General features: G+C 46.2%; 21 protein-coding genes. 4 read left to right on the forward strand and 17 right to left on the reverse strand.

Going from position 1 to position 25,358, the window contains the following annotated elements:
- Positions 1 to 409: 409 nt before the first annotated feature.
- Both map and KW548_19915 read right to left on the reverse strand, forming a co-directional pair.
- Positions 410 to 1,192: a type I methionyl aminopeptidase gene (gene map, locus KW548_19910; protein ID QXX09311.1), complete on the reverse strand. Its 783-nt coding sequence runs from the start codon at positions 1,190 to 1,192 to the stop codon at positions 410 to 412.
- Positions 1,182 to 1,409, reverse strand: coding sequence for a ParD-like family protein (locus tag KW548_19915; protein QXX09312.1), 228 nt, complete (start codon positions 1,407 to 1,409; stop codon positions 1,182 to 1,184). The genes map and KW548_19915 overlap by 11 nt, the downstream gene beginning before the upstream one ends.
- 316 nt (positions 1,410 to 1,725) lie before the next feature.
- On the opposite strand from KW548_19915, the gene KW548_19920 reads away from it, so the two are divergent.
- Both KW548_19920 and KW548_19925 read left to right on the forward strand, forming a co-directional pair.
- Positions 1,726 to 3,033: a hypothetical protein gene (locus KW548_19920; protein QXX09313.1), complete on the forward strand. Its 1,308-nt coding sequence runs from the start codon at positions 1,726 to 1,728 to the stop codon at positions 3,031 to 3,033.
- 155 nt (positions 3,034 to 3,188) lie between these two features.
- The gene (locus KW548_19925) at positions 3,189 to 3,986 is read left to right on the forward strand and encodes a Cof-type HAD-IIB family hydrolase (GenBank protein ID QXX09314.1); all 798 of its coding nucleotides are present in this window, start codon (positions 3,189 to 3,191) and stop codon (positions 3,984 to 3,986) included.
- Positions 3,987 to 4,051: 65 nt separating this feature from the next.
- On the opposite strand, the gene KW548_19930 is transcribed toward KW548_19925, so the two are convergent.
- From KW548_19930 to KW548_19965, 8 genes are all read right to left on the reverse strand, one after another.
- On the reverse strand, positions 4,052 to 4,642 hold the full coding sequence (locus KW548_19930; protein QXX09315.1) for a hypothetical protein: 591 nt from the start codon (positions 4,640 to 4,642) through the stop codon (positions 4,052 to 4,054).
- A gap of 255 nt (positions 4,643 to 4,897) precedes the next feature.
- Positions 4,898 to 6,670, reverse strand: a complete 1,773-nt coding sequence (locus KW548_19935; GenBank protein QXX09316.1) for a lysophospholipid acyltransferase family protein — start codon at positions 6,668 to 6,670, stop codon at positions 4,898 to 4,900.
- A gap of 1 nt (position 6,671) precedes the next feature.
- On the reverse strand, positions 6,672 to 7,124 hold the full coding sequence (locus KW548_19940) for a hypothetical protein (GenBank protein ID QXX09317.1): 453 nt from the start codon (positions 7,122 to 7,124) through the stop codon (positions 6,672 to 6,674).
- Between the two features lie 15 nt (positions 7,125 to 7,139).
- Positions 7,140 to 7,577: a YHS domain-containing protein gene (locus KW548_19945; GenBank protein ID QXX09318.1), complete on the reverse strand. Its 438-nt coding sequence runs from the start codon at positions 7,575 to 7,577 to the stop codon at positions 7,140 to 7,142.
- Complete coding sequence (locus KW548_19950) at positions 7,574 to 8,320, reverse strand: NRDE family protein (protein ID QXX09319.1); 747 nt, start codon at positions 8,318 to 8,320, stop codon at positions 7,574 to 7,576. Before KW548_19950 ends, KW548_19945 begins: the two co-directional genes overlap by 4 nt.
- Positions 8,321 to 8,323: 3 nt before the next feature.
- The gene (locus KW548_19955; GenBank protein ID QXX09320.1) at positions 8,324 to 8,872 is read right to left on the reverse strand and encodes a hypothetical protein; all 549 of its coding nucleotides are present in this window, start codon (positions 8,870 to 8,872) and stop codon (positions 8,324 to 8,326) included.
- A 24-nt stretch (positions 8,873 to 8,896) separates the two neighbouring features.
- Positions 8,897 to 10,027, reverse strand: a complete 1,131-nt coding sequence (locus KW548_19960; GenBank protein ID QXX09321.1) for a D-alanine--D-alanine ligase — start codon at positions 10,025 to 10,027, stop codon at positions 8,897 to 8,899.
- Positions 10,011 to 10,610: a VTT domain-containing protein gene (locus KW548_19965; GenBank protein ID QXX09322.1), complete on the reverse strand. Its 600-nt coding sequence runs from the start codon at positions 10,608 to 10,610 to the stop codon at positions 10,011 to 10,013. The genes KW548_19960 and KW548_19965 overlap by 17 nt, the downstream gene beginning before the upstream one ends.
- Before the next feature lie 428 nt (positions 10,611 to 11,038).
- Here KW548_19965 and KW548_19970 point away from each other — a divergent pair, with 428 nt between their 5' ends.
- Entirely contained in the window at positions 11,039 to 11,479 is a 441-nt protein-coding gene (locus KW548_19970) for a GNAT family N-acetyltransferase (GenBank protein ID QXX09323.1), read from the forward strand.
- A gap of 46 nt (positions 11,480 to 11,525) precedes the next feature.
- Here the strand turns inward: KW548_19970 and KW548_19975 are convergent, their stop codons facing one another.
- The 5 genes from KW548_19975 to KW548_19995 all read right to left on the reverse strand — a co-directional run bounded on the left by KW548_19975 (position 11,526) and on the right by KW548_19995 (position 20,369).
- Positions 11,526 to 12,530, reverse strand: a complete 1,005-nt coding sequence (locus KW548_19975; GenBank protein ID QXX09478.1) for an LD-carboxypeptidase — start codon at positions 12,528 to 12,530, stop codon at positions 11,526 to 11,528.
- An 89-nt stretch (positions 12,531 to 12,619) separates the two neighbouring features.
- Positions 12,620 to 13,165 (reverse strand): GNAT family N-acetyltransferase, encoded by a 546-nt coding sequence (locus KW548_19980; protein QXX09324.1) that lies wholly within the window; start codon positions 13,163 to 13,165, stop codon positions 12,620 to 12,622.
- A gap of 34 nt (positions 13,166 to 13,199) precedes the next feature.
- Positions 13,200 to 15,380, reverse strand: coding sequence for a 1,4-alpha-glucan branching protein GlgB (gene glgB, locus KW548_19985; GenBank protein ID QXX09325.1), 2,181 nt, complete (start codon positions 15,378 to 15,380; stop codon positions 13,200 to 13,202).
- Positions 15,381 to 15,633: 253 nt separating this feature from the next.
- Positions 15,634 to 17,814 (reverse strand): 4-alpha-glucanotransferase, encoded by a 2,181-nt coding sequence (malQ, locus tag KW548_19990; GenBank protein QXX09326.1) that lies wholly within the window; start codon positions 17,812 to 17,814, stop codon positions 15,634 to 15,636.
- A 101-nt stretch (positions 17,815 to 17,915) separates the two neighbouring features.
- Positions 17,916 to 20,369, reverse strand: a complete 2,454-nt coding sequence (locus KW548_19995; protein QXX09327.1) for a glycogen/starch/alpha-glucan phosphorylase — start codon at positions 20,367 to 20,369, stop codon at positions 17,916 to 17,918.
- Positions 20,370 to 20,939: 570 nt separating this feature from the next.
- On the opposite strand from KW548_19995, the gene malT reads away from it, so the two are divergent.
- Complete coding sequence (gene malT / locus KW548_20000) at positions 20,940 to 23,648, forward strand: HTH-type transcriptional regulator MalT (GenBank protein QXX09328.1); 2,709 nt, start codon at positions 20,940 to 20,942, stop codon at positions 23,646 to 23,648.
- A 47-nt stretch (positions 23,649 to 23,695) separates the two neighbouring features.
- Here malT and KW548_20005 read toward each other — a convergent pair whose 3' ends face one another.
- Both KW548_20005 and KW548_20010 read right to left on the reverse strand, forming a co-directional pair.
- A complete protein-coding gene (locus tag KW548_20005; GenBank protein ID QXX09329.1) occupies positions 23,696 to 24,619 on the reverse strand; it encodes a LysR family transcriptional regulator in 924 nt (307 codons plus the stop codon).
- A gap of 15 nt (positions 24,620 to 24,634) precedes the next feature.
- A complete protein-coding gene (locus KW548_20010) occupies positions 24,635 to 25,126 on the reverse strand; it encodes a GNAT family N-acetyltransferase (GenBank protein ID QXX09330.1) in 492 nt (163 codons plus the stop codon).
- Positions 25,127 to 25,358 lie beyond the last annotated feature (232 nt).

Genomic DNA, 25,358 nt, shown 5'->3' on the forward strand with positions numbered 1-25,358 from the left:
AATAAAGCCAACATTTAAATAACGGTAAATAAGTCGTCCAGTAAATATAGGCTTGATGTAGATGTAAGCTTTGACGTTTTTTCAATGTCTATAAATCTGATTTCTATCTTTATCTAGTATTGAGGCGCTATCTTTTTGACCGTGGACAAATACAAAGGTGAGTCACAAGTGATTACTCGAAGTCGTCACGTTTAACGATGTTATGACGTGGAGAGGCATGGGTTTAGTAAAAGGAAACTAATGGTAGGCTACCATTTCTCTTTTAAGTGATTGAAGAACGGAAGGGTACTCATTTTGAGTGGATAACACAGTAGGGATCAACAAAAAACGGGCAAGTTATGACACCAGTCTAGTCACACAACTGGCGCTTAACCTTACGAATTGAATAGCGATACCACTCCCCCTGAAATTAAACCAGTGCCCTCTCTTCCTCTCGCAAGGTCAAGACTTCGTAGCCGGAGCTAGTTACCAACACTGTATGCTCCGATTGTGCAGACAGTTTTTTATCTCGCGTGACAACGGTCCAGCCATCTTTCTTTGTTTTTACCCTTGCCGCACCTTGATTCACCATAGGCTCAATAGTGAAAGTCATGCCTTCCTTTAAGGTCAGCCCATGATTGGGCAACCCGTAGTGAAGTACCTGCGGGGCTTCGTGCATTTCGCGGCCAATACCGTGGCCACAATACTCTCTAACAATGCTATAACCATGGGATTCGGCATATTGTTGAATCGCATGCCCTACATCACCCAATGTCGCACCGGGTTTGACTTGTTTAATCCCTTGCCACATAGCTGAATAGGTAACTTCAACAAGCTTTCTCGCTAACGGCGTTGCCTCAGGCATAACATACATTTTACTGGAGTCCGCGATAAAGCCATTTTTCTCCAGCGTAATATCTAGATTAACAATATCTTTAGGCTTTAAAAACTGGCTGATTTTTGGCACACCATGACACACCACATCATTGATGGATGAGTTCAACACATATTGATAGCCATACTGCCCCTTACTCGCAGGCCTAGCTTTGAGCTGATTAACAATAAATTCCTCTACTTTATTGTTAATGTCCATTGTCGACACTCCAGGCTTTACGTAGGTTTCTAGCATATGGAAAACCTCCGCAAGCAAACGGCCAGACTCACGCATTAATTCTGCCTCTGCAGCCGTTTTAACCGTCACATTATGACTCAATCGCTTCTCCTTGTTCCGAGACCACATTCGCCGCCGATACCTCAGCTGATTTCATCAAGTCGGAAACAATTTGATTGAACGACAATTGAGGATGAAGCTCTGCCAACATACCCATTTTTATCCAAAACTCCGCTTGAGAGTTGATAGAGCGAGACATAACTGAGCTGGCTTTTCTTATTTCTTCGTGTAACTCATCAGAAATTTTGACTATACCCAAAACAATAACCAATATATAAAACATATACGAATTGTATACAAATCATTTAATTCGTCAAGCCAAACTCTGATCAAATGACACACCTGACTTCGCACTCGCTTACCCCTTTAAAAAACTGTTCTGACCAGATTTTGATAGTAGATTCCGCAAGCCTTTTACGCTCAACAACTCATACCAAGCCTTACAATACGGTAGAAATTTCAATCATCTGTTGGTTGACAATTAAACAGTCGCTGTGTTGCTCTAGATAGGCGGCGCGCCTACACTGCAAGATAAATGTCATTAAAATAGAGTTCTAGACGGGGTATTGAAGCATATGATTACAGATTACGATAAATATCTAAGCTCTGAGCTGCCAAATTACTGGGGAGAGATTAAGACATCGTGGAAATCACCAAAAAGTGGCAAATACATCTACCTAGAGCTCACCAGCGGTCATCCTTTCCTTAAACATGTCGAAGATTTTGTTAACGAAAACATCTCAGCTAGGAAAGTGGTGTCCCCCACAGCAGAAGGTGCCCGTATGCATTACGCCTTCGAGATGAAAAGCAATCCCGATAATAGCGAAATGATGGTGGCAAGAATGACACGCAGAATGAAAGAGGGTAAAGGTGACGTTAAGCCTCCTGAGTCTGCGAACATTTCCATTCGCTCTTTGAAAATCATTTACAACAAAGCGTTGTTAGCGACTTATAAATCGTTTCTCAATACCAATTACTCACTTGGTGAAAACTCAGCCAATAAGATTGGTGCCACCAAATTCCAGTCTAAATTTCAAAATGACACCGACTATACGGATTTCTGTGCTCCGGTGCTTAACCGAAGAAATGGTGAGTTAATGCTGTTCCATGGCACTTCACCTTATATCGGTGATTTGATTGCAGGAGGCGGATTCAGACCCGATCTCGGCAAGAAAAATGCGAAGTCTGGATGTTATGGGATGCTCGGCCAAGGTGCCTATTTCTCGGATAACTTCTCAAAGATAATGACCTATTCAACTTGTCCTCAATGTGGTGACTATCGCTGCTTTTGCAGAGACAGCACAGGTAGGAAATTTAGTAAAACGGCGCTCATTTCCCGAGTGTGCCTCGGTCATTCAAAGCTCTTTCCTCACCTTATTCATAAAGCCAATCCGTTCACTTCCGCCAGAAGTGCCTTTAAAAAAGTGAGTTCAGTTCAGGCGAAAGAATTAGGCTATGACTCAGTGATTTCTCGAGGCACAAATAATCACTTCTGGAATATTTCCAGCGGCAATAATGAGTTTATGATTACTGGTGCTAGCCAAGCTTACCCTGAGATCATTTTTGATTACGTTATTGGTGAAGATAACGTTTCAGACAATCACTACTTTATCGATCTTATTTCAGGTGCCTTGGCTAAGTACGACAGTGCGATTAAATTTCGCCAAAGCAGTCAATCCAAGCAGGCTGTGAGAACGCTGAAAAACTTAATCACTCGTAGAGATTCCGACAAACTAGTGACCGCAGTGAATTACTATATGTCTGTCTCTGCCAAAAGTAGCGTATTGGCCAGTCAGTACGGAAAGCCGCTCAAACCAGGTTCTCGTTTGCATAAATTGCTCCAGAGCGCGATGGTACAAAGCGGCGCTTACCAAGACTATTAAGCGAATGCTTCCTAATAGCCGGCCCGACACTATCGGGCCACCATTTTTTCCTCTGTATTTCAGCTTGAGATCGCTGTATTTTCCTGTACTTTACCTGATATTCGCTTGAGCGTTTTTTCGAGCCTTTGGCCACCTCTATTTTTAGGTAAATATACATGTCGCTTTCAGATATCAAATTCGTCGCTGCCGATATGGACGGCACTCTCTTGGATGAAAACAGCCATCTTAACCCTGAATTCTTCGAACTCTACGAGCAGCTTGAACAGAAGCAGATCATGTTTGCAGCGGCGTCAGGGCGTCAATATTACAGCCTGATGGAGACTTTCTCTCCAATTAAAGATCGTATGATGTTCGTCGCTGAAAATGGCACGCTGGTCATGCATCAAGGAAAAGAGCTTTACAGCTGCACGATTGATGGCAGTGCGATTGCAGCCATTATTGAACAGGCACGCGCGATCAGCGGAACACACATTGTGCTTTGCGGTAAAAACTCAGCTTACATTGAAACGCAAGACCCGCGAGCATTGGAAGAATTTGCCAAGTATTACCATCGCTGCGAGTACGTTGAAGATCTACTCAGCGTTGAAGAAGCGTTCATTAAAGTCGCCATTTGTCACTTCGACGGCACCGAAGAGCTCGTATTCCCCACCATGAACAAGCACTTTGGCGACAGTCATCAAGTGGTAGTCAGCGCTAAGATCTGGCTCGATGTGATGAATGCGGAGGCTTCTAAGGGCGCAGCCATTAAACATCTCCAACAGACGCTTGGCTTCAGTCATGAGCAAACCATGAGCTTTGGCGACTACCTCAATGATTTGGAAATGCTCAAAGAGAGCTACCACTCGTATGCGATGGAGAATGCCCACGAGACCATAAAGCAAACCGCTCGATTCCGCGCACCCAGTAATCGAGAGAATGGCGTCCTTCAGATCATTAAGGACAAGCTGCTTTAAAGCGCATCCACTTAAAGCCCGTCAGCGTCATTTTCGGGCTTTTTCTCATCTTCGATTATCACTGCCTAGGCTTTATCTTGCTCCGATAGGTCTGCGAGTTGCTGCGTGATATCTTCTTGCTTCTTGGAGCAGCGTTCAACTGTCTCTGCTGTCACCTTAAGGGCTTTGGCCATCTGAGACACATTATGCGTTGCACTGAATACCGTACTCTGAAGTGGTCTTAGCAATAGCCAGTACACTGCCCCGATAACAGCGATCAAGATGACACCGACTAAAGTAACGATCAACACGATCTTAAACTGCAAATCGTCGAAAAATCGCTGACTCTTTTCACTGACCACTTGTTGTGAGTGCTGAATAGCAGCAGGGAAGCTCGCAACAGACTCTTTGGAGATGGTGACCAGTTGATTGAGATTGGCAATAGTCTCACTCAGCGTCTGCTTCTGTTGTTCGGTCAGATTGTCACTGTGCGCTATGCCATCAAGCGCACCCGCAATGTTATCCAAGGATACACGAGTTTGATCGATGGACTTCTCAATCCCTTCCAACTCCAGCGTCACATTAACGTCAATAAAGGCACTGTCATTCTCAGAGTCTTGCTGCCCAAAAGCACTCAAAGAGATCAATACAAGCCCTAGCGTCATCCAGATTTTCATCGATTTGGTCTCATTATCTTCTTATCTCTTTCCCATAATTTAGCCGTCATTTCAGCATGTTACTGAGATAGATAGCAAAAACGAGAGTTAGCCCCTGAAACGAACGGTAAAAATCAGCGCGATACCTCCCAAAATCAGTAATGACGACATGACTGCATTTAAAGTCAGCATTTCACCCAGTAGTAAACTACCCGCAATAAACGCAATCACAGGTACCGCCGCGATGATTATCGCGGCTTAGACTCGTGGATGAGTTTAGTGAGACTGTTCACGGCTTAATTGTGCAGAATGGAGCTCTTGATACACTTTCGCTTCTTCACGCCCCATATATTTGCCTAATGTTCTGACTGGCACCGACGTCAGGTCGACAACAATCAAGCCATCCAGTGCAAAGTTAAAGGCAGGGTCAACATTAAAGCAAACCAGCTTACCGTTCATTCCAAGGTATTGTCTCAACAACACAGGTAACCCCATACCTTGCTCAAGGCGACTTAGCACTTTAGAGAGCAGGGGTAAATCAGCCAATGTACTCAACATGTCCGGACGCCAGAATTCCTGACCACTTTTCTCTAATGGTGTGGTTGGCGATACGAGTTTTGCCTTCTCTTCATCGTAATAATGGACAGACATTACCGATGCAATCAGCTGTCTCGCAACCGGACTATAATCATTGCTGATACTGACCGGACCAAATAAGTGCGTGTATTTCGGATGGCGCTCAACAAACTTGGCGATACCTTTCCATAACAGGAGTAAGGAGTGCATGTTACGCTGGTATTGTTTCGATACCACAGAACGCCCAAGCTCAATCGACTGACCCAAGGTATCAACAAACGCTTGGTCATAGTTGAACAGACTGGTGGAATATAGCTGTTCAATCCCGCCTTTAGCCATCAGTTCATCCACCAGACCTAAGCGGTAAGCACCCACTAACTCTTGGTTGGCATGATTCCAAACAAATAACTGATGGTAGTGCGGGTCGAATCTGTCGATATCGCACGATAAACCGCTACCTTCACCGACTTCACGGAAGCTTTCTTCACGCACTCGGCCAATTTCCTGCATCATGTGTGGAATCGCATCCGTTGGAGCGCAGTAAACATCAAAGTCACCTTGTTCGAGGAGCTTGTAGTGTTCAATCTGCGACAACTCATTCTCCAATGTGGCAACACCAACAGGAGCAATGATTGGCTCGGCCTCATCCGTCTGGGTTGCAGACGTTTGTGGCTTTCCCATGCTGCCCATTAAATACGTATTAAGACGGAAGTACTGGGTAATATCTTCTTCATCCTCAAAACCTTTGATTTCTGAGAATGGGATGGCATTGCCGATTGAGACAGATATCGTCTGCCCTGCTTTGTTCAGCAGTTCACGTCCAAGTAGCGCCGTTCTCAGCAAAGGATGGATTCGTCCCGCTTGGTAAAAGAGCTTACTGTTCATGCCATTGATAAAAACCGGCACCGTTGTCGCTTCGGCATGCTTGACAAACTTGGCGACAGATTTACTCCAAGCTTTATCAGTGATTTTGTTTTCATTCGCCTGCCAAGCAGACACTTCGCCGGCAGGGAAGATAATCAACACCCCACCCTCTTTGAGGTGCTGATTGGCTTCTTTAATCGCTTTTCTGTTGGTTTGTCTGGCTTGTTCTCCGCCAAATACGTTCACTCCAATGAACAGGTCATTCAGTTCAGGAATGCGTTTAAGCAGCTCATTAGCCAGTACTTTTACGTCCTTTCGCGCCTTAGAAATCAGAGACGCGAGAATGATCCCTTCAATGCCACCAAATGGATGGTTAGCGACAATCAGCACCGAACCTTCGGCGGGGATATTTTCCAGACTGCCATGGTCGACTTCATACTGGGTGCCAATTCGGTTGAGCGCTTCTTGCATAAACTCAAAGCTGTCTTCCGGCAAGATATCTTGCTTGTAGAGGGCGTCGAGCGTTGATAAACCCGTTGCCCACTCCACCATTGACTCACCAATACCAAACGGTGTTTTTCGCGGCAATCTGAAAGGACTGTCCAACATATTAAGCTCCTTTTGCTAGCAAGTTGTTGGTAAAGGTTCCTTCTGTTTTTACATCACGAATGAAGAGGAATACACCGCACGCCCAAACAATACATGCCATACCAAATAGAAGACCACCATCATCACCAATAATCTCCCCCATAGCGTTGAACTCAGGCATTACAATGCCTAGTGGAGTGAATAGGTGGAAGAAAATCGCACCTGTCATGATACCTGCACTCATTGCCGCACCAACACCATGCAAGCGAGTAAACAGCAGGATTGAAGCAATCAGCTCAGAAAAACCAATCAAGTAACCACCGTAAACACCAAACCATTCAATCCCTGACCATTCTCCCAACGTGCCAAAGATATGGTCCGTTTCATAAGAGCCAGAGAACTTGAAGAACAACGATTGAATAAAAACAAAGGCAATGAACGCTGAAGGAATATGCTTAATCGGAGAAAATTTCATAGAGGGCAGTCCTTGTTAGTTAACGAGAGTTGGCCAATTGATATCAGCTTGTTTGATGTGACCTGTACGGTCGTCATCCCACCAGCTTTTCACTTCTGCGTCGTAGTTCAAGTAAAGCTTACCGTCGACGATCGCCCATTGTTTTGGATCCGCTGACGCAAAATCGTTTTTAGCTGAAATTGCCCAAGCGCAGTAACCGCCATATTGAGGTGCGTAAGCTTCAGGGTCTGCTTTAAATTTGTCTAAGTTCTCCTGAGAAGAGAAATACCAGTCAGCACCCTCATACTCGACTTGCCACTTGCTATCTCCTTTGACAGGCTTGCCTTCGGTAAAATAGGCCACCGTGTCATAACCGCTTACCGCTTTGCTGCTGAATATTCCGGTGTAAATTTTATCTGCTGACCAAGATGGAAAACTGACTAACATGATTAAAAGGGCAAATAACTTCTTCATTTAAAGACTCCTTGTGCAACAACGTCGGTCTTCAAACAACTTTGTGTCGTTCGAAAATCAACATTGCGGTGATTGTCGACTGATTGGTAGTTCATTTCTTGTTTAGTAGAAGACACGACAACTGAGGTAAAACTTACAGTGCGAGCGTCATTTCTTTCCATAAGAGGAGAAAGGTGTGGATAGCTTTCATCAAACGTCTGATGAAAGCGCTTACCTATCTCTTTATCTGGCGTCGTCAACATCAATTCGTTAAATAGGTTTAGTCGATATTGTCTGGCATCTTCGTAGTGCAAAGCCGCAGAGACTATCGGAGCAAACGCATGTGAACGCGTAAGTTGTTCCCCATCCCAAGTCCATAGCACGGTTTCATTCGCGGTTCTGCGTGTATCGAAAGAGACCACAGTGAAAGGTGCAAAATGTGTGAGTGTCATTTCCAACAATCGAGCATCAACCGTTTTACTGGAACAACTGCTAGCAAGACGTTTAATGATCATGCCCCGACTGGTTAGCGGACCTTGTGGTGTGTTCCCTTGGTAGAAGTTAAGCAGACACACAGTAACACCGTGTTCATTGGCGGATATCCAACTGCCTCCACCGACAGGGTCAATCGGCATCACACAATGCACACCATCAATGACTAGACTTTGTGGCTCAAGCGCTGGCAGGCGAGAACGCTGCTCATCGCGATTGAAATAGACTTCGTAGTGGTTATTGCCATGGTAAACCCAAGATAATGTACACATAGATTACTGCGCCCTTTGGTAAGTTGCCGTCGTTGGTGCGACGCCAAAATGGCTGTCTGATGCCACGCCTCTTAACGATGCCACCACTTTCGCCATCGCAAAGTGATGAGTGGCGTGTAGCGCGGCGAAAGTAATTTCGCGAACGAAGGTCGAAGTCACTTCTTCAACGTGCGTTTGAGAGAGCATCACTTCTGTTTCGACTTGAACTGGCTGGTGTAATTCATTGGCTGGTAAAGCGAACAGCCACTCAATCAACTCTGCGATTTCCTGCTTAGCAACATTAATATCTCGCTCAACGTTATGGCCGCGGCGGCGAACGTTGTAATCGATTTTGTCACGGTCCAAACGAATAGCATGAAATAGGTCGAGCCAATGACGGTAGTGCTCTCCAATCGAGCTGCTCACATGAGGTTGGGCGATATAGGTATAATCTTCCGGCTGCAACGTTTCTAAAAACTCGTAACCCTGATTGAGCGTCTCAATACAGCCGACAATGGCCTGAGAAGGCTGAGATTTGGCAAGCATGGCTGAAAGCGTCGAAGTATTGTTCATAAACATGTTTCCTGCGCAGAGCGACTAATCGGTCATGGGATAAAGCTGAGTCAGCAATTTTTCTTCTCGCCACGCCCGTAGTAGCGCACCGAGAGAAGGCGTCTGATGGCCTTGCTGTTTGTGTTTAGAGCCAATTTGATATAGCAAACGGTACTGCTTAAGCAGCGTACTGAAGATATGCGACAGTGATGTGTCGCTGTCCCAAATATGCGCAGCTTCACTACTCGCGCCATTGATTTCGAGAATGTCGAACGCTTCCCCACGCATTAATGTATTGATATCTTTAAATTTCACATCTAGACGACCGTAGTTAAAGCCTTCAAAATCACCGAGAACTTCGTCCAGCTTTTGTTCCAATGCCGGTGTGATGAATTGATTGCCATCGCGGAAGATACAACCACGTGAATGGCTGCCCGCAAATGCCAACTGAAACTCGTCCCCTTCAGGGATAACCACACCGAGGTGTTCGCTATGACGAGGCAAATACAAATGCTGAAGTTTGCCTGCACGTGGACAGTGCTCAATCAATTGCTTGAGTGAAGAACGACCATCACCCGTCACACGTGGGGAGTATTTGAGGGTGATGGAAATAACCTTGCCTCGCTCCTCTCCCGGTTGTCTGACATAAAATATGCCCGCTTCAGCACTGTAGTCCGAGCGAACTTGCAACAGAAAGCGTCCTTGAGAAGGGAATTGAGCAATATAATCTTTGAGTTGTTGATCGCCATTCACCAACTTGACCCCAACGCCTCGGCAACCCAAATCAGGCTTTGCCACAAGAGGGTAAGTAATTCCTTGCTGTTTAAGTTGTGCTTTTGCCTGTGTAAACAATTGCTCTTCATTGGTGTCAGATTTCTCCAACGTAATGAAAGGCAAAATCCACTGGCGAGTCATATCTCCAGCCGCGCTGAAAATGTCGTGTTTCGATTCTCCCACCATGCCGCTGAGTTTGATCGCAGGGTTAGCAATCAGCGGTAGCGCCCAATCTCTGTGATATAGGCTTAATGCTGCACTTTGGACAACCACAGGGGCATAAACAAACCAAGCTGGTAAAAATTCAAATGGCGAGATGACTCTTTTCGGTTCATGGAGAACAGGCATTCCCGCATTGACCTTTCCTTGTGGAATCATTTCGACATTAGCGAGCTGTGTCATAAGAGCCTCTTAAAAACGTTTTTGTAATAATTTTATTGAGCATCCACATTAAGCATAGACCTGCCGGAATCAGCACCCAGCTAATGTGACTGTCTTTCAGCCAAGCCACACTGCCTAACTGGTAGAAGGAACCAAAAATCAAAGCAGTCCAGAGCCCTGTTGCACCAATCACCGCGACAAAAAATCGCATCACAGGCACATCAAGAAAACCGCTTAGGGTGAAGCCCACAGTTCGCAGGCCAGGAATGAAACGGACAATAAACAGGGTAATAAACGCGCTCTGGTGGAGTTTCTTCTTTACTTGACGAACACGTTGATATTGGAAAATTCGATATCGTAGCAAGCGTACACGTTGCGCACTCTTCCCCATCAGATAGAGGCCAAGGTCGCCTGTGGCAATTCCAACGAAGATAGCCGCTAGCGCGATACTCATTGGCATTAACTCTTGTACTGCGAGCGTTGCGGCGGTCACAATGGCTAAGTCTTCCAGTAAATATGAAAGCAGGATGATGCCAACAAACAGCATTGCGACTGATGTATGCCCAGCGTACAACCATGCCTGTATCTGATTTGCTAACTCCATCTCTAACCTCAGTAATACTTCTTCAAATCTTCAGCGCTACTCGCATAGGCCGGCTAACTATCCATGGCGTTTATCACTGCGCCATGGTTAACAAGATAGGGAAATCAATAAGAAAATTTCACATACATAAAATTTAGTTGAAAACAGTTCGCTAAGAAGAAGAAATGACAGAGTTTTTTCTCGATGCCATTCAAGACTCAATGGCACCATTCGCAAGTACGTTGTCATTTAGCAGACAGTGTATGGCACATTCAGGGGGGCTTAGTTTATCCCGACTACGTTAGCGCGATGTTCACTGCACCTAACGCTGAACTGATCCGGTAGGGCTTGCTACTCATCGGTTGTCACAATTTCGACACATCCGAGTTGCCTTTTCTAAGCCAACATCGCTTACTATCAAGTCTAATTAAATCAAGGTGTTGATATCCATGACCATTCAGCTTTTGCCCGTCCCTGAACAAGAATTTCCTGAGGTGTTTTCTAGTGTCAAACAAGCACTATATGATCATGTTGATGCGGTGTTCGGCTGGGATGACCAGTTTCAGAGGCAGCGGCTGTCAAGCGACTATCAGCCAGAGTGGTTTCATTGGATTGTTAGCCAGCAGAACAAGGTCGGGCTAGTGTGCTTCAAACCTTACGACACCGCTTACCACATTCACTTGTTGATCCTCTTTCCTCAGTATCAAAATCAGGGTTTGGGACAAGGGGTCATGCAGAAGATCAACACTCTCGTTAAAAGTGAAGGCCGCAACAAAATCACGTTGTCTAGCTTCGCTCGCAACACCAAAGCTATCCAGTTTTACACTCGACTAGGCTATCAAGTCATTGAAGAGGATGAATGTTTTGTCTCAATGGCATTGCATTGTTAACGGCATCAAGGAAAGGGTCAACTGCCCACTACCAGGCCAGTAATACCTAGCTTGCAAGCCAAGGAGACACAAGACAAACCGTTTGTTTGTCAAAGTCCAACTCCGCTTCAACGCCCAACGGTGTCACCAGCATAGGGTGTGTGTGGCAACTGTCAAAACCGCACAGAATGGGCACTTTTTGTTCGTTCAACACCTCATTCAAAACATCAAGAGGCGTGCGGCCTGTTCCTTTGTCATCAAACAGCTCATGCTTACCAAGTACGATGGCAGCGACACGGTCGAACACGCCGCAAAGCTTGAGTAGATTAAAGCTGCGCTCTACCACGGCAATGTTATGAAGAGAATCTTCGATAAGCAGGATGTCGCCTTGACCAATGTCAGGCATGTAGGGGCTGCCCCAAATCCCATTCATGGTGTTCAGGTTTCCACCAATAATCCGCCCTCGCACTTTCCCGTCACCAATAAACTGCCATTCATTGGCTGTCACAGGTTTCGCCTTAGCTTGGGATTCCCAGTTAATCATGAAATCTGTCCAGACTTCAGGCATCTGATAGCAATAAGGTAGTGAAGGCGCGGAGCAGAGTAGAGATTCAAACGAAGAAAAAGTCTCATCAACCAGAGGGGGAAACTCGCCAAATGATGCAACCAAAGCGGGGCCATAAAAGGTGATAAGCCCTGTCTGAGCATAGATCCCCAATAAAAGAGCCGTGACGTCAGAGTAACCGATAATGATTTTCGGATCCGCTTTTAAGGCCTGATAATCAATATAGGGCAGTAAGGCGTTGCTGTTATAGCCACCGATGGTCGAAATAATACAACGAACTTCTGGGTCACGAATCAGGATGTTAAGTTCCTCGGCACGGTCTTGAATGGAACCTGAGCGGTAGTGATCTGACTTTCCGGTTAACTTTCCGCTTTTGAGCTTGAATCCTTTGCTTTCGAGATACGTTTTGGCTCGTTGAAATCGAGTCGGGGCAAAATAAGTAGCTGGTGACGAAGGTGAGAAAAATCCTATGGTGTCACCGTTCGATAGACGACGTGGCAATAATATAGACAAAGCGGGTACTCCTTAACCCAACAAAGTTTTTTCAAGTGCAACGGTTTGATAAAAGCTATCCCAGAATACTTTTACCCTCATGGTTAACGCCTCCATTCGTATAGAATGTCTGGAAGCCCTTCCTCGTTTTCTGCGTCGCCGCCAATCGCAACAAAACCATGGCGCTCATAGAATTGCTGAGCGCGAATGTTGTTTTCGAACGTTCGTAAACTCAAGCGACCTGACGACTGCTGTTTGGCCATGACCAAAAGCTGGCTACCTAGCCCCATTGACTGATAACCTCGATGGACATAAAGCTGATTGACTTCACTGTCATTAATAGCAACAAAGGCTACAGGCTGACGCGTTTCATTGTTTATCACCACATAGATATTATGCGTTTCAGGTAAGATATGGTTTAGGAAAAATGCCTGTGATTCAACAGTATGAACTGGTGGAATTCCGATTGCGGCCTGCATCGAATCGCGCCACAAGCACACCACATCCTGTGTATGCTGTGGCTCAAAAGTAATAACTTCAAAGTCATGTTTAAGCAGTGTCGTCTCCAACTTTCTCGTCCCTGTGTGATGGCTTGTTGCTTTAGATTTGGTTACCTTAACGGGTTGACGCTGAAAAGCAAAAGAGCCCATCAATTGATCGGCTCTTTTTGTTACTGATGTAACATTATTTAAGTTTATAGAACACCGTTGCCAGTGGCGGTAAGCTAAGAGATAACGACTGAGACTGACTTTCGCTTTCAACCTCTTCCGTTCTCACTGAATGCTTGACGGCATAACCACTACCGTAATACCTATCATCATCAGTGTTGAGCAACAACTCATATTCACCAGCCAATGGCACACCTAAACGGAAAGTATCATGCGGAACAGGGGTAAAGTTGGTGATGATAAGGATCCGCTCTCCGTTATCACTCAATCGTTCATGAGCTAAAATCGATGATTCTGCTGCATCTTGCAGACGCCACTCAAAGCCGCGTGGTTCGCAATCCAGTTCATGCATCGCGCATTCAGAGGTATACAAGTTATTGAGATCGCGAGTTAGTGCTTGCACACCTTGGTGGCGTTCAAACTCCAGCAGGAACCATTGTAACTGATCGTCATGATTCCACTCCGCCGTCTGACCAATTTCAGCACCCATAAAGTTGAGCTTCTTACCCGGTTGAGCATACATGTAACCAAGATAAGCACGTAAGTTAGCCGTCTGTTGCCATTCATCACCCGGCATCTTATTGTGAATCGAACCTTTACCGTATACCACCTCATCATGAGACAAAGACAGGACATAGTTTTCACTGTGAGCGTATACCATTGGGAATGTAATGGTGTCGTGATGGTACTTTCGATGGACAGGATCTTCCTTAATGTATTGCAAAGAATCGTGCATCCAGCCCATGTTCCACTTAAAACCGAAACCGAGTCCCCCCATGAATGTCGGAGCAGAAACGCCGGGGAAAGCCGTTGATTCTTCTGCAATGGTCATCGCGTTCGGGAAATATTTATATACTTCCTCATTCATCCATTTAAGAGTCGCAATCGCATCGTAGTTTTCGTTACCGCCATCGACATTGGGAATCCACTGATCGTGGCTACGAGAATAATCAAGGTAGAGCATAGAGGCGACAGCATCAACTCGAATACCATCAATATGGAATTGTTCAAACCAGTACAAGGCATTGGAGACCAAGAAGCGGCGAACGTGCTCACGGCTTAAATCGTATATGTAGGAATTCCAATCCTGATGCCAACCACGGCGTGGATCCGGATCATGGAAAAGCGGTGTTCCATCGAAATTGGCCAGCCCGTGATCGTCGGAAGGGAAATGAGCCGGAACCCAGTCTAGTACCACACCAATTTCAGCTTGGTGACACTGGTCAACGAAATATTTAAAGTCATCCGGCGAACCGAATCGACTTGTTGGTGCAAACAACCCAACGGGCTGATAGCCCCAAGAGCCGTAGAAAGGGTGCTCAGAGACCGGCATCAATTCAACATGGGTATAACCCATATCGACCAGATAAGGAATAAGCTGATCAGCCAATTCACGGTAGTTCAAGAAATCGCCATGATCATTGCGACGCCATGAGCCCGCGTGAAGCTCATAAAATGACAATGCTTCCTTCCGCTTTTCCGTGACTGGTCGATTTTGCCACTGATTATCCTGCCAGTCGTAGCGGGCGTGATCATAAGTCACCGAGGCAAAGGAAGGGTACTGTTCTGCATACGCTCCCCAAGGATCTGCCTTATGCGGTAGCCCTTCGCCGTTTGGCCCTTTTAGCTCAAACTTATACTGAGTCCCTTCTTCCAGACCCGGGATGAAAATACCCCAGATACCATAGTCGAGACGCTGCATCGGCGTGCGTCGGCCATCCCACTGGTTAAACTCGCCGACTAAGCTACAAGCTGAAGCATGGGGTGCATAAACGAGGAAACGAATGCCCGAGATCGATTTGCCATCACGCTCAATCGTCACAAACTGCGCGCCCATGTGATGGTACATATCTTTCGGCGTATGCAGGTCATCGTACTCTGCGTAAATAGCATGATACTGATAGGGATCATCGATCAGTTGTACTTCCCCTGCCCAGTCAACAGCGAGCTGGTAATGGGTAAGTTTCAGATCGCGTTGCTGCTGCAGAATAAAACCAGACGCTTCTTCACGCTCTAGTTCAACGCGTTCTTCGCCTTCAATGACCAGTTCCACTTTGTCGGCCCCAGGCATCCATACCCGAAGTGCACCGTGTTCCGGTTCCAGAAAAGGTCCAATAAACGAAAAGGGATCCGCATACGACGCGTGTGAAAGTTGGTTATACACTCTGGTTTTTTTGTCTAGTGTTGAAGCTTTCAAGTTATTCTCTCCCTAACCTAACTTTCTAAAAAACTCCGAAAGTCTGCTTACATTTTGAGGTAGATAATTGCGGACAGGAACGCGGATTTAACAGCGTTGAAATCGAGGCGCAACGTAAACAGCTTTTGGTTTATAAAACAAAGCCCGCTAATGGATGCGGGCTTAATATAGCATTATGAAAGTCTACCGAATTCCTGTTTCACATAGAGTGATAGAGTCGATATTTTTCTATGTTATTCGAGATAAGATCCTGTTATTTGCTGACCTTAGCACGCACTTCTGTCAGCTTATAAGCAATGCGGTTTACCCCTTCCTGAGCAAACACTTCATCTAGGTTCATCGACAATTTACGACGCCAGTTTGGGTATTCCTCAACGGTACCAGGAATATTGACTGGCTTATCCATTTCCAACCAGTCTTCAAGCTGAACACTCAACAATGTTGAAGCACCCGCTGCAACATGCAATTGCAGTGCTTCTGCAAGATACGAGTCCATAGGGACATACTGCGCATCTCGGCCAACCCCTTCAGGAAGATAACCATGCCAAGCGACTGAGTCCAAAATACCCTGTTTGCTCTCTAAACGGTCTGTGAACAAACCTTTAAGTTGCTCGGCATCTGGGTACAAACCCAGCTCTTCACCCATTTTAAGATCATCACAATGCCAGAAACCACGCAATGTCGGCATGTCGTGCGTACACAGAGCAGACATCGATTGATTCGCATAATGAGCGGGCGAAATGTAACCGCCATCGTCTTCAGACGTTTCGAAGAAAAATACCTTGTAAGAATGCACTCCCGCTTCACGGAGAAGTTCTACAATCTCATCGGGCACTGTGCCTAGGTCTTCACCAATCACACTGCACTGGTGACGGTGAGATTCAAGTGCCAAGATCGCGAGCATGTCTTCTACTGGGTAGTAGATGTAGGCGCCTTTTGTTGCGTTTTCACCCTTTGGAATCCACCACAGTCGCAGTAGGCCAAGAACATGGTCAATACGCAGCGCACCACAATGCTTCATATTGGCACGCAACAATTTGATGTATGCGTCGTAACTGGTTTCCTGAAGCACTTGTGGGTTCAATGGCGGCAGACCCCAATTTTGTCCCAATGGGCCAAGTACATCAGGTGGAGCACCAATGCTGGCATCCATCACAAGGTTACCGTCATCTGCCCAAGTCTCCGCCCCAGAATCGGCGACACCAACCGCTAAGTCACGGTACAAGCCAACAGACATGCCTTTCTCTTCCGCCAATGCCTGAGCTTCATTAATTTGGATATCTGCGACCCACTGCAAGTACATGTAGAGATGCACTTGATCAAGGTTCTGCTCAATAAACTTCTGAACCGCGGTATTTTCAAAACGACGATACTCGTCAGGGAAAACCGGCCAACCCCAGATGTTGGAATTTTCAGCATGCAGGGAAGCATGCAGAGCATCAAACGCCGCTTGATGTACTAGGCTGTCGCCACCTTCTTCAACAAAGGCTAAGAAAGCTTGAGCACGCTCAGTGTTCTTATCCAAGTGACGCTTTTTAAATTCACTGAACAGCAGTGGCAAAACGCTCAATTTTAGATCAGCCACTTCAGTGTAATTCACCCAATGCGATTCGCGAGCTTTTTGTAAACGCTGCTGGAATTCCGCGCTGCCGACACGTTGCTGCGCTTCAATACTCAATGCAAACTCAGGAACAGAACTGACATCAATATACATGATATTCAGCCAACGTCGTGAAGATGGGCTGTAAGGGCTGGCCCCTTCTGGGTTTGCAGGGAAGAGTGAATGGATCGGGTTCAGGCCGACAAAATCTCCTCCTCGGGAAGCAATATCAGCCACCAGTTGTTTTAGATCACCGAAGTCACCAATGCCCCAGTTGTGCTGAGTGCGTAAGGTGTATAGCTGAACACTCGGTCCCCACATTTTTTTGCCAGCATCGATTTCCTCTTGCTTATAGCAAGATTTTGGCGTGACAATCAGAGCCATTTCATAAGGGGATTTACGACGCTTACGAATAATGGTCAGCTTGTGGTAACCCCAAGCCAAATCATTCGGTAATGCAAACACTAAAGGGCCACCCTCTTTACGCTCGTCACGAACGATTTGAGACTGAAGATAGCCTTCAAGTACCTCTCCCTGCTCAGTATCTAAACGCCAGCTGAACTCGCTTTCACGGGCACTTGCGCCCAGATTAAGTGCAACTTCTACTGGCTCGCCATCACGCACCACCAGCACAGAATCTAGTACGTCTTTCTTGTGTTTTTTCTCTGCTGATTGCAGAAGAGTGTCATCATTCGTCGTGTCGTAGCCTAAAGATCTCAATAAATAGCGAATGGTTTCTTCGTCTACTTTTGCCTCATCTCCCCACGCGCTAACGTAGCTGTCGGCAATTCTTGCCATTTCGGCGACTTGTTGTAATGCGTATTGTTGTTTCATCGCTCTCTCCGAAGGACTAAATACCTTCAAAATGTAGGGTTTTTATTAATAGGTAACGTAAGAGAGCCAAGGCTTCACAGCCTTGGCTTTGTTGTTAGAAACTAGCGTTTAACGGCTTCCAGTTTCCAGATGTTATTGACGTAATCGCGAATAGATCGGTCTGAACTGAATTTGCCAACCAGTGCCGTATTTAGAATCGCTTTCTTCGCCCATCCGGCCTGGTCACGATACTGCTTGTCCATATCCTCGTGCGCCTTGACATAGGATGCGAAGTCCGCCAAACATAGATATGGGTCACCACCATCCAATAAGCTGTCGTAGGTCGCACGTAATTTACCTGGTTCACCCGGTGTAAACTCTTCACCCAGTAGCAGCTCTAGAGACGCTTTTAGTAGCGGGTCTGCGTGGTAATACTCAAATGGGTTGTAGCCTTGAGCTCGCAGCGCTTCAACACCGTCCACTTCTAGACCAAAGATGTAAATGTTGTCGTCACCGACTTCTTCACGAATTTCTACGTTCGCACCATCCATCGTACCAATAGTTAGTGCACCATTTAGTGCCATCTTCATGTTACCTGTACCTGACGCTTCTTTACCGGCCGTAGAGATTTGCTCTGATACGTCAGCAGCTGGAATGATGATTTCTGCCATACTAACGCGGTAATCAGGAATGAAGACGACTTTCAGCTTGTTGCCAATACGAGGATCGTTGTTAACCTTCTCAGCAATCTTATTGATTGCATAGATGATCTCTTTCGCTAAGTGGTAACCCGGTGCCGCTTTTGCTGCGAAGAACACAACTCGTGGCGCCATATCGAAATCAGGATCGTTCAGTAAACGATGGTAGAGTGACAGAATGTGTAGCATGTTTAAGTGCTGACGCTTGTACTCGTGCAAACGCTTGATCTGGACATCGAAAATTGCGTTGGTATCAAGTTCGATACCCATGTTTTCAGACACCCAGTCCGCCAGACGCTGTTTGTTCTCTTTCTTCACTGCCATGAATTCTTTCTGGAACTTCGCGTCATCCGCAAACTTAGCGATTTGCTCTAGCTGCTCCAGTTTCGCTGGCCATTCCGTACCAATTTTGTCAGAAATCAGTGCAGACAAACCCGGGTTACAGAATTTCAGCCAACGACGTGGCGTGATACCGTTGGTCACGTTGTGCAGACGAGTTGGATACAGCTCATCAAATTCAGGGAACAAATCACGCTTAACCAGTTCAGAGTGCAGTGCAGCCACACCATTCACCGCGTAAGAGCCGATAACACACAGGTTCGCCATACGCACCATACGGTGGAAGCCTTCTTGAATGATCGACAGTTTCTGCTGTTTTGCGACATCACCCGGCCACTTCTGACGCACTTCCTGTAGGAACAGGTGGTTGATGTGGTAAATAATCTCCATATGACGAGGCAGCAGACGTTGGATCAGAGACTCACTCCACGTTTCCAATGCTTCTGGAAGCAAGGTGTGGTTGGTGTAAGCAAACGTCTTTGAGCTGATATCCCAAGCTTCATCCCAACCGAGACCTTTTTCGTCGATCAGGATACGCATCAATTCAGGAATCGCGATCGTCGGGTGCGTATCGTTGAGCTGGATGGTTTCGTATTTTGGAAGTGACGCCAGTGTGTGGCCAGCTTGTTCGTGACGACGAAGAATGTCACGTACTGATGCAGCCGAGTGGAAGTATTGCTGCATCAAACGCAGCGTTTTACCTTTCTCATGGTTGTCGTTCGGGTAAAGGACTTTGGTGATATTGCCTGCGTCTATCAGCGAGTGCTGAGCTTCGAAGTAATCACCATTGTTAAAACTAGCGAGAGAGAATGGTGCAATCGCCTGACATTCCCAGAGGCGCAGTGGGTAAACGGTATCAGATTCGTAACCCACAATTGGCAGGTCCCACGGCATCGCTTTTACAGACATACCCGGAACCCAACGACGCTTCTCTTTGCCGTCCTCACGGTAAACTTCAACGTGACCATAAAAACCAATTTCCTGAGCTAATTCAGGGCGTGCGATTTCCCATGGGTAACCTTCTACACAACGCCATGCGTCCGGCGCTTCCTGCTGGTGACCTTCTTGGAACGATTGCTTAAACAGACCATATTCATAGTGAAGGCCATACCCCACCGTTGGGAATTCTTGTGCCGCTAGTGAATCCATGAAACACGCAGCCAGACGACCCAAACCGCCATTGCCCAATGATGGGTCACGTTCTTCTTCAAGCAGGTCTGTTAAATTTTGCCCCATCTCTTCCATTGCTGCCGTAACTTGCTCATATAAGCCAAGACTAATCAGGTTGTTGCCCGTCAAGCGGCCAATCAAGAACTCAAGAGATAAGTAGTTAACGCTTTTTGCGTTAAGGATTTTGTCATCCTGCTCAGTTTGCAGCATATCAAATGTTGTCTGCTCAGCCAGAGCTCGGCCCATTGCCAAATACCATGCACGGCTTTCGGCTTTTTCGACCGTCGTAGCGTAAGTCGCGGTCAAATGTTTCTTGACGCTTGCTTGAAATGACGCCTTATCAAAATTTTTCTGTTGCGTAGGTTTCATTAGAGAAATCTCACTTATTGGGTTTAATCCATCTGAGACATATCGTGCATTGACACGACAACCAAAACATCCTCCCAGCTACACGGCTTGTTAGGAGGAGGATGCAGGGCGTAGAGGGCGTATGACCAGAACCTCAGTGATCTAACTCTCAAATCAAGCGAGTCCACACCTTAGCTCTGGTGATAAAGATCACACCATCAACGGGTTTCACCTTAGCGCTGATGTATGAAGGTTAGGTGTTGTGATTCTCAATAAAATAATCAATATGCATATCCGATCACATATTGAGGGGGTTGTTTACGCAACTTTCATTATTTTTGGTGCAGAAGAAGCGATAACCCTTACTTATAAAATCAACATAAAGTGACAATAATCACAAATATAGGGCGTAGAGATAGGGAAAGTGTGAAATACGCGAAAATCTGGTGGTTGATCAATAACTGTCGCTATTGTTCTCAAGTAACATCCCTGTCATTAGGTCTAACTGACTAAGTTTTCATCCACACACTCTGAATAGAATCTGGATAATAGAATCTGAATTCAAGAGTGTTTAAGAACAGGGAAAAGAAGATGTGGATTCCTTCGAAATTAACCCGTCCGGGACGCTTACACAACGCAATTGTCCGCCCAAGAGTTCTCGATTTATTACAGCAAGCCCCCTGCTACAAACTGGTACTATTCCGCTCGCCAGCAGGATACGGAAAAACGACAATGGCTTCGCAGTGGTTGTCTGATAAAGCCAATACGGGCTGGTACAGTATTGATGAAAGCGACAACGACTCATTCCGTTTTATCAATTACTTGCTAAAGGCATTGAACAAGGCGACACACAACGCCTGCCCAAATTCTCAGAAGCTGGCAGAAAAGCGCCAGTTTTCATCACTTCATTCTCTTTTTAGTGAAGTCTTTGCCGAGTTCGCCAATTTCCATCAAGAGTGTTATCTGGTTCTGGATGACTATCATCTTATCTCCAACGATGAAATTCATGAGGCCATCCGTTTTTTCCTCAAACACATGCCTGACAATCTCACGCTGGTTGTCACCAGCCGTGCGACACCGCCGCTTGGTACGGCAAACTTACGTGTCCGCGACCTGATGATAGAGATCAGCGACGAATTGCTGGCATTCGATACCGAAGAAACCACCCGATTCTTTAACCAACGAATCGCTGATGGGATTGATGATATCACTGCTGACAACTTGAGAAACTACGTAGAAGGCTGGCCTTCTGCACTACAGTTGATCGCACTTCAAGCGCAGCATCAACATAAAACACTGGCACAATCTGCCGAGTCGTTCTCACAGTTTAACCACGCTCATCTATGGGATTATCTGGTGGAAGAGGTGTTTGACCTATTGGATCCAGAAACACGCCTGTTCCTGCTGCAATGCTCTGTCCTTGATCACTTCAATGATGTGTTAGTATCAGCTCTGACAAAGCGTGATGATGCCCTAAGTATGATTGAGTCACTCAATCGCTATGGTCTGTTTATCCACCCGCTTGAAGGTGAGCAGAACTGGTACCGCTTCCACAATCTATTTGCTGAATTTTTATCCCATGAGCGCTCAGCACGTATTCCTCAGCAAGAGCAAGAACTGCATCAAACCGCGGCTAAAGCATGGTTAAACTTATCTTCTCCGCATCAAGCACTTCGGCATGCGCAAAAAGCCGGCAATCGCCAGCTTACTGCTGACATCTTGAGTCAATCTGGTTGGAAAATGTTCAATGGTGGCGAATTGCAGACGGTAGAGAAAGCGATCAACACCCTCGCCCCTGAACAGCTCTACAGCGAGCCGAAATTGTGCATGCTTCAAGCATGGTTAGCGCAAAGTCAACACAGATACAACGATGTTGGCGATCTACTGTCCAAGGCGGATGAGCAAATGGAGGCGCTCAATGTAACACTGAGCACCAAAGAGCAAGGCGAGTTTAACGCCTTACGCGCTCAGGTAGCCATAAACCAAAACGAACCAGAGAAGGCACTCGAACTGGCTGAATTGTCACTAGGGCAACTTGATAGTACGGTTTACCGAAGCCGCATCGTGGCTACGTCTGTTGTTGGTGAAGTAAACCATGTACTGGGTCATTTGAGCCGTGCATTACCTATGATGCAGCAGACCGAGAAGCTAGCGAGGCAGTATCAAGTTTACCATCAGGCGTTGTGGGCAATGCTGCAGCAAAGCGAAATTCTGATTGCTCAAGGCTATGTTCAAGCGGCCTTTGAAGTACAGGAAAATGCCTTCAAGCTCATCGAAGAACAGCAGTTGCAGCAAGTTCCAATGCATGAGTTTTTGCTACGTATTCGTGCACAGATTTTCTGGTGCTGGAATCGTCTCGATGAAGCCGAAGAGTGTGCGTACAAAGGGCTTGATGTACTCGGCAATCACAGCCCAAGTAAGCACCTACATAGCTACTCTATGCTGGCGCGCATCGCTATTGGTCGTGGTGAGCTGGACAAAGCCAGCAAGTTCATTGAGCAAATTGTTCACCTACAGAAGCAGTCTACCTACCATGTTGACTGGACGGCTAACGCTTCGTTGTCTTTGATTCTGTTCTGGCAGGCACGAGGCGATATGGAAGCCATTCAACATTGGCTGGAAACCACACCTCGCCCAGAAAAAGCGTGTAACCACTTTACCCAGCTTCAATGGCGGAACATCTCACGTGCACAGATCAACCTAGGCATGTTTGAAGAGGCAGCTCAAACGCTGAAATTCCTGCAAGAGCAAGCCAATCTCAACAGCCTAGTCACAGACAATAATCGCAACCTAATCGTCGAAGCCGTATTGGCAACGGTACAGCAAGATGAACAGCGCGCGAAATTATTGCTCAAACAAGCCTTAGAACTGACGAATCAGACCGGTATTTTGGGTAACTTCTTGGTGGAAGGTGGCAAGATCGGCCATGTTCTAGAAAAGCTGGTCAACAAAAATGAGTTGGCTGATCTTGAACGACACCGTGCTCAACAGCTCCTCAAGGATATATCGACGACTCAGCGCAGCCGCTCCGTGCATTTTGATGAGGAGTTTGTTGAGAAGTTAGTAAACCATCCAAACATTCCAGAGCTGGTCCGCACCAGTCCTCTAACCCAGAGAGAATGGCAAGTACTCGGATTGATCTATTCTGGCTTCAGTAACGAGCAAATTGCTCAGGAATTGGACGTGGCAGGCACCACCATCAAAACCCATATCCGTAACCTATATCAGAAGCTCAATATCGCCAACCGAAAAGAGGCGATAAAAACTGCTGAAAACCTATTACAATTAATGGGTTATTGATACTAGGTTATCACTCACAGCAAAAAGCCCTGACTATCAGGGCTTTTTTACATCTGCTCCGCACCCATCGCGTGCATCAGTTTCAAATGCCGCTGTAATGCCGCAAAACTCTGCTCTCTAAACCATCGATGGGCAGGATCTTTTTGATGTCGACTGTGCCACAGCAGATAGTAACTATGCTTAGGTAAGTCGAAAGGCAATGGTTTCACAACATAATCAAATCGATTGGCGAAGTAGCCCGCCAGATGCAAAGGGGCGGTAACCAGTGCAGCACTCTGACAGACTAATTCCATTGCCGCAGTGAACGATGGCACTCTGGCAATCACCTTACGCTGAACCTTGCGCTGTTCGAACTGCTCGCCCACATACTGACGCATCTCTCGCATACCATGCACCATCACATGGGGAGCACTAAAATAATCATCCAGTTCAAGGCTAGCTTCAGCCAATGAATGATTACCAGACATCAGTACTACATATTGGTCTTCAAGTAATTTTTTGCCGTAGATATTCTCAGGAAAGTAGTCGAGTGTGGTCGCCAGTACATCAATCAGGCTGTCACCGAGAACGCTGACATGCTGATCTTGCCACAGCTCTCCATTTACCCCTGCATTTGGGGCCAATCTAAGCAGTTCAGAAGACACCAGAGGCACACTCGATTCAGATAAAAATGCCGTGTAGGCCAGCCTAAACTCTCGTTGACAAGCGTGAGGCAAAAATGCTTCCACCGCATAAAGCTCATCTAATGACCCAATCAACTCAGGCAGTTGAGCGAGTAACTGCTGGCCTTTGGCACTGACTACAAACTGTTTGCCTTCACGAATCAAAATCGGGTCATCAAAGGCTGTTCTTATCTGGCTCAAGGTTCGGCTCATCGCTGACTGAGTGACGTTGAGCTGCAGTGCAGCCTCGGTCAAGCTACGAGTTTGGAGCAGTACCAACAATGGGCGCAGCAGTTTGTAGTTATTCATATCACCTTCTTAGAATCATAAAGACTTAAGCATCCATACATCGCAGCCGTTGTGCACGGTGCCTTCTAACGGCGCAGTGAGGTGCTCGAAACCTAAACTCTCATAGAGTCGCACCGCCGCAGACATATTGGACAAAGTGTCTAAATAACAGCGTCCAAAACCTTGTTGCTTGGCAAACTCTAAACAGGCCAACGACAAAGTTTTGCCCAAGCCAAGCCCTCTACTCTCTTTGAGTAAAAACAGCTTCTTCAATTCACACGTTTGCTCGTCTTGCCCAAAAGGCGCAACGCCACATCCCCCAACCACCTTGTCATCTAAGAGCGCAACTAAGTACAAGCTCCGGTTCTGTTCATGATAATGCTGACTCATATTGTCGACTTCAGCATCAGACGGCCCAAACCCTTCACCTACAGCGCCATACTCTTTGCCGACCTGCTTGATTATCTGGCAGATATTTGTGTCATGTTCCGCAGCGATAGGCACTATACGAAGGTTTTTTTGGCTCATAGTCATCTCTCTTAAATATCATCTGGACAGCGATTAGGGTAGAACCAATCAAAGATGAATTAAAATCACTTTAAATCATATTTATCATGATAAAAAGTGATTATAGAGGATAGTTTCCACTATCAACCTCTTTAGGGTTTACATTGTAAATTCATCTGAAGTAGGCGATGACTGACAAGAAACCAATACCTAACAGCCACGACAACTGGAACCAAGTCACATTATGACGCTA

The organism is Vibrio neptunius, from assembly GCA_019339365.1.
GTDB lineage: Bacteria > Pseudomonadota > Gammaproteobacteria > Enterobacterales > Vibrionaceae > Vibrio > Vibrio neptunius.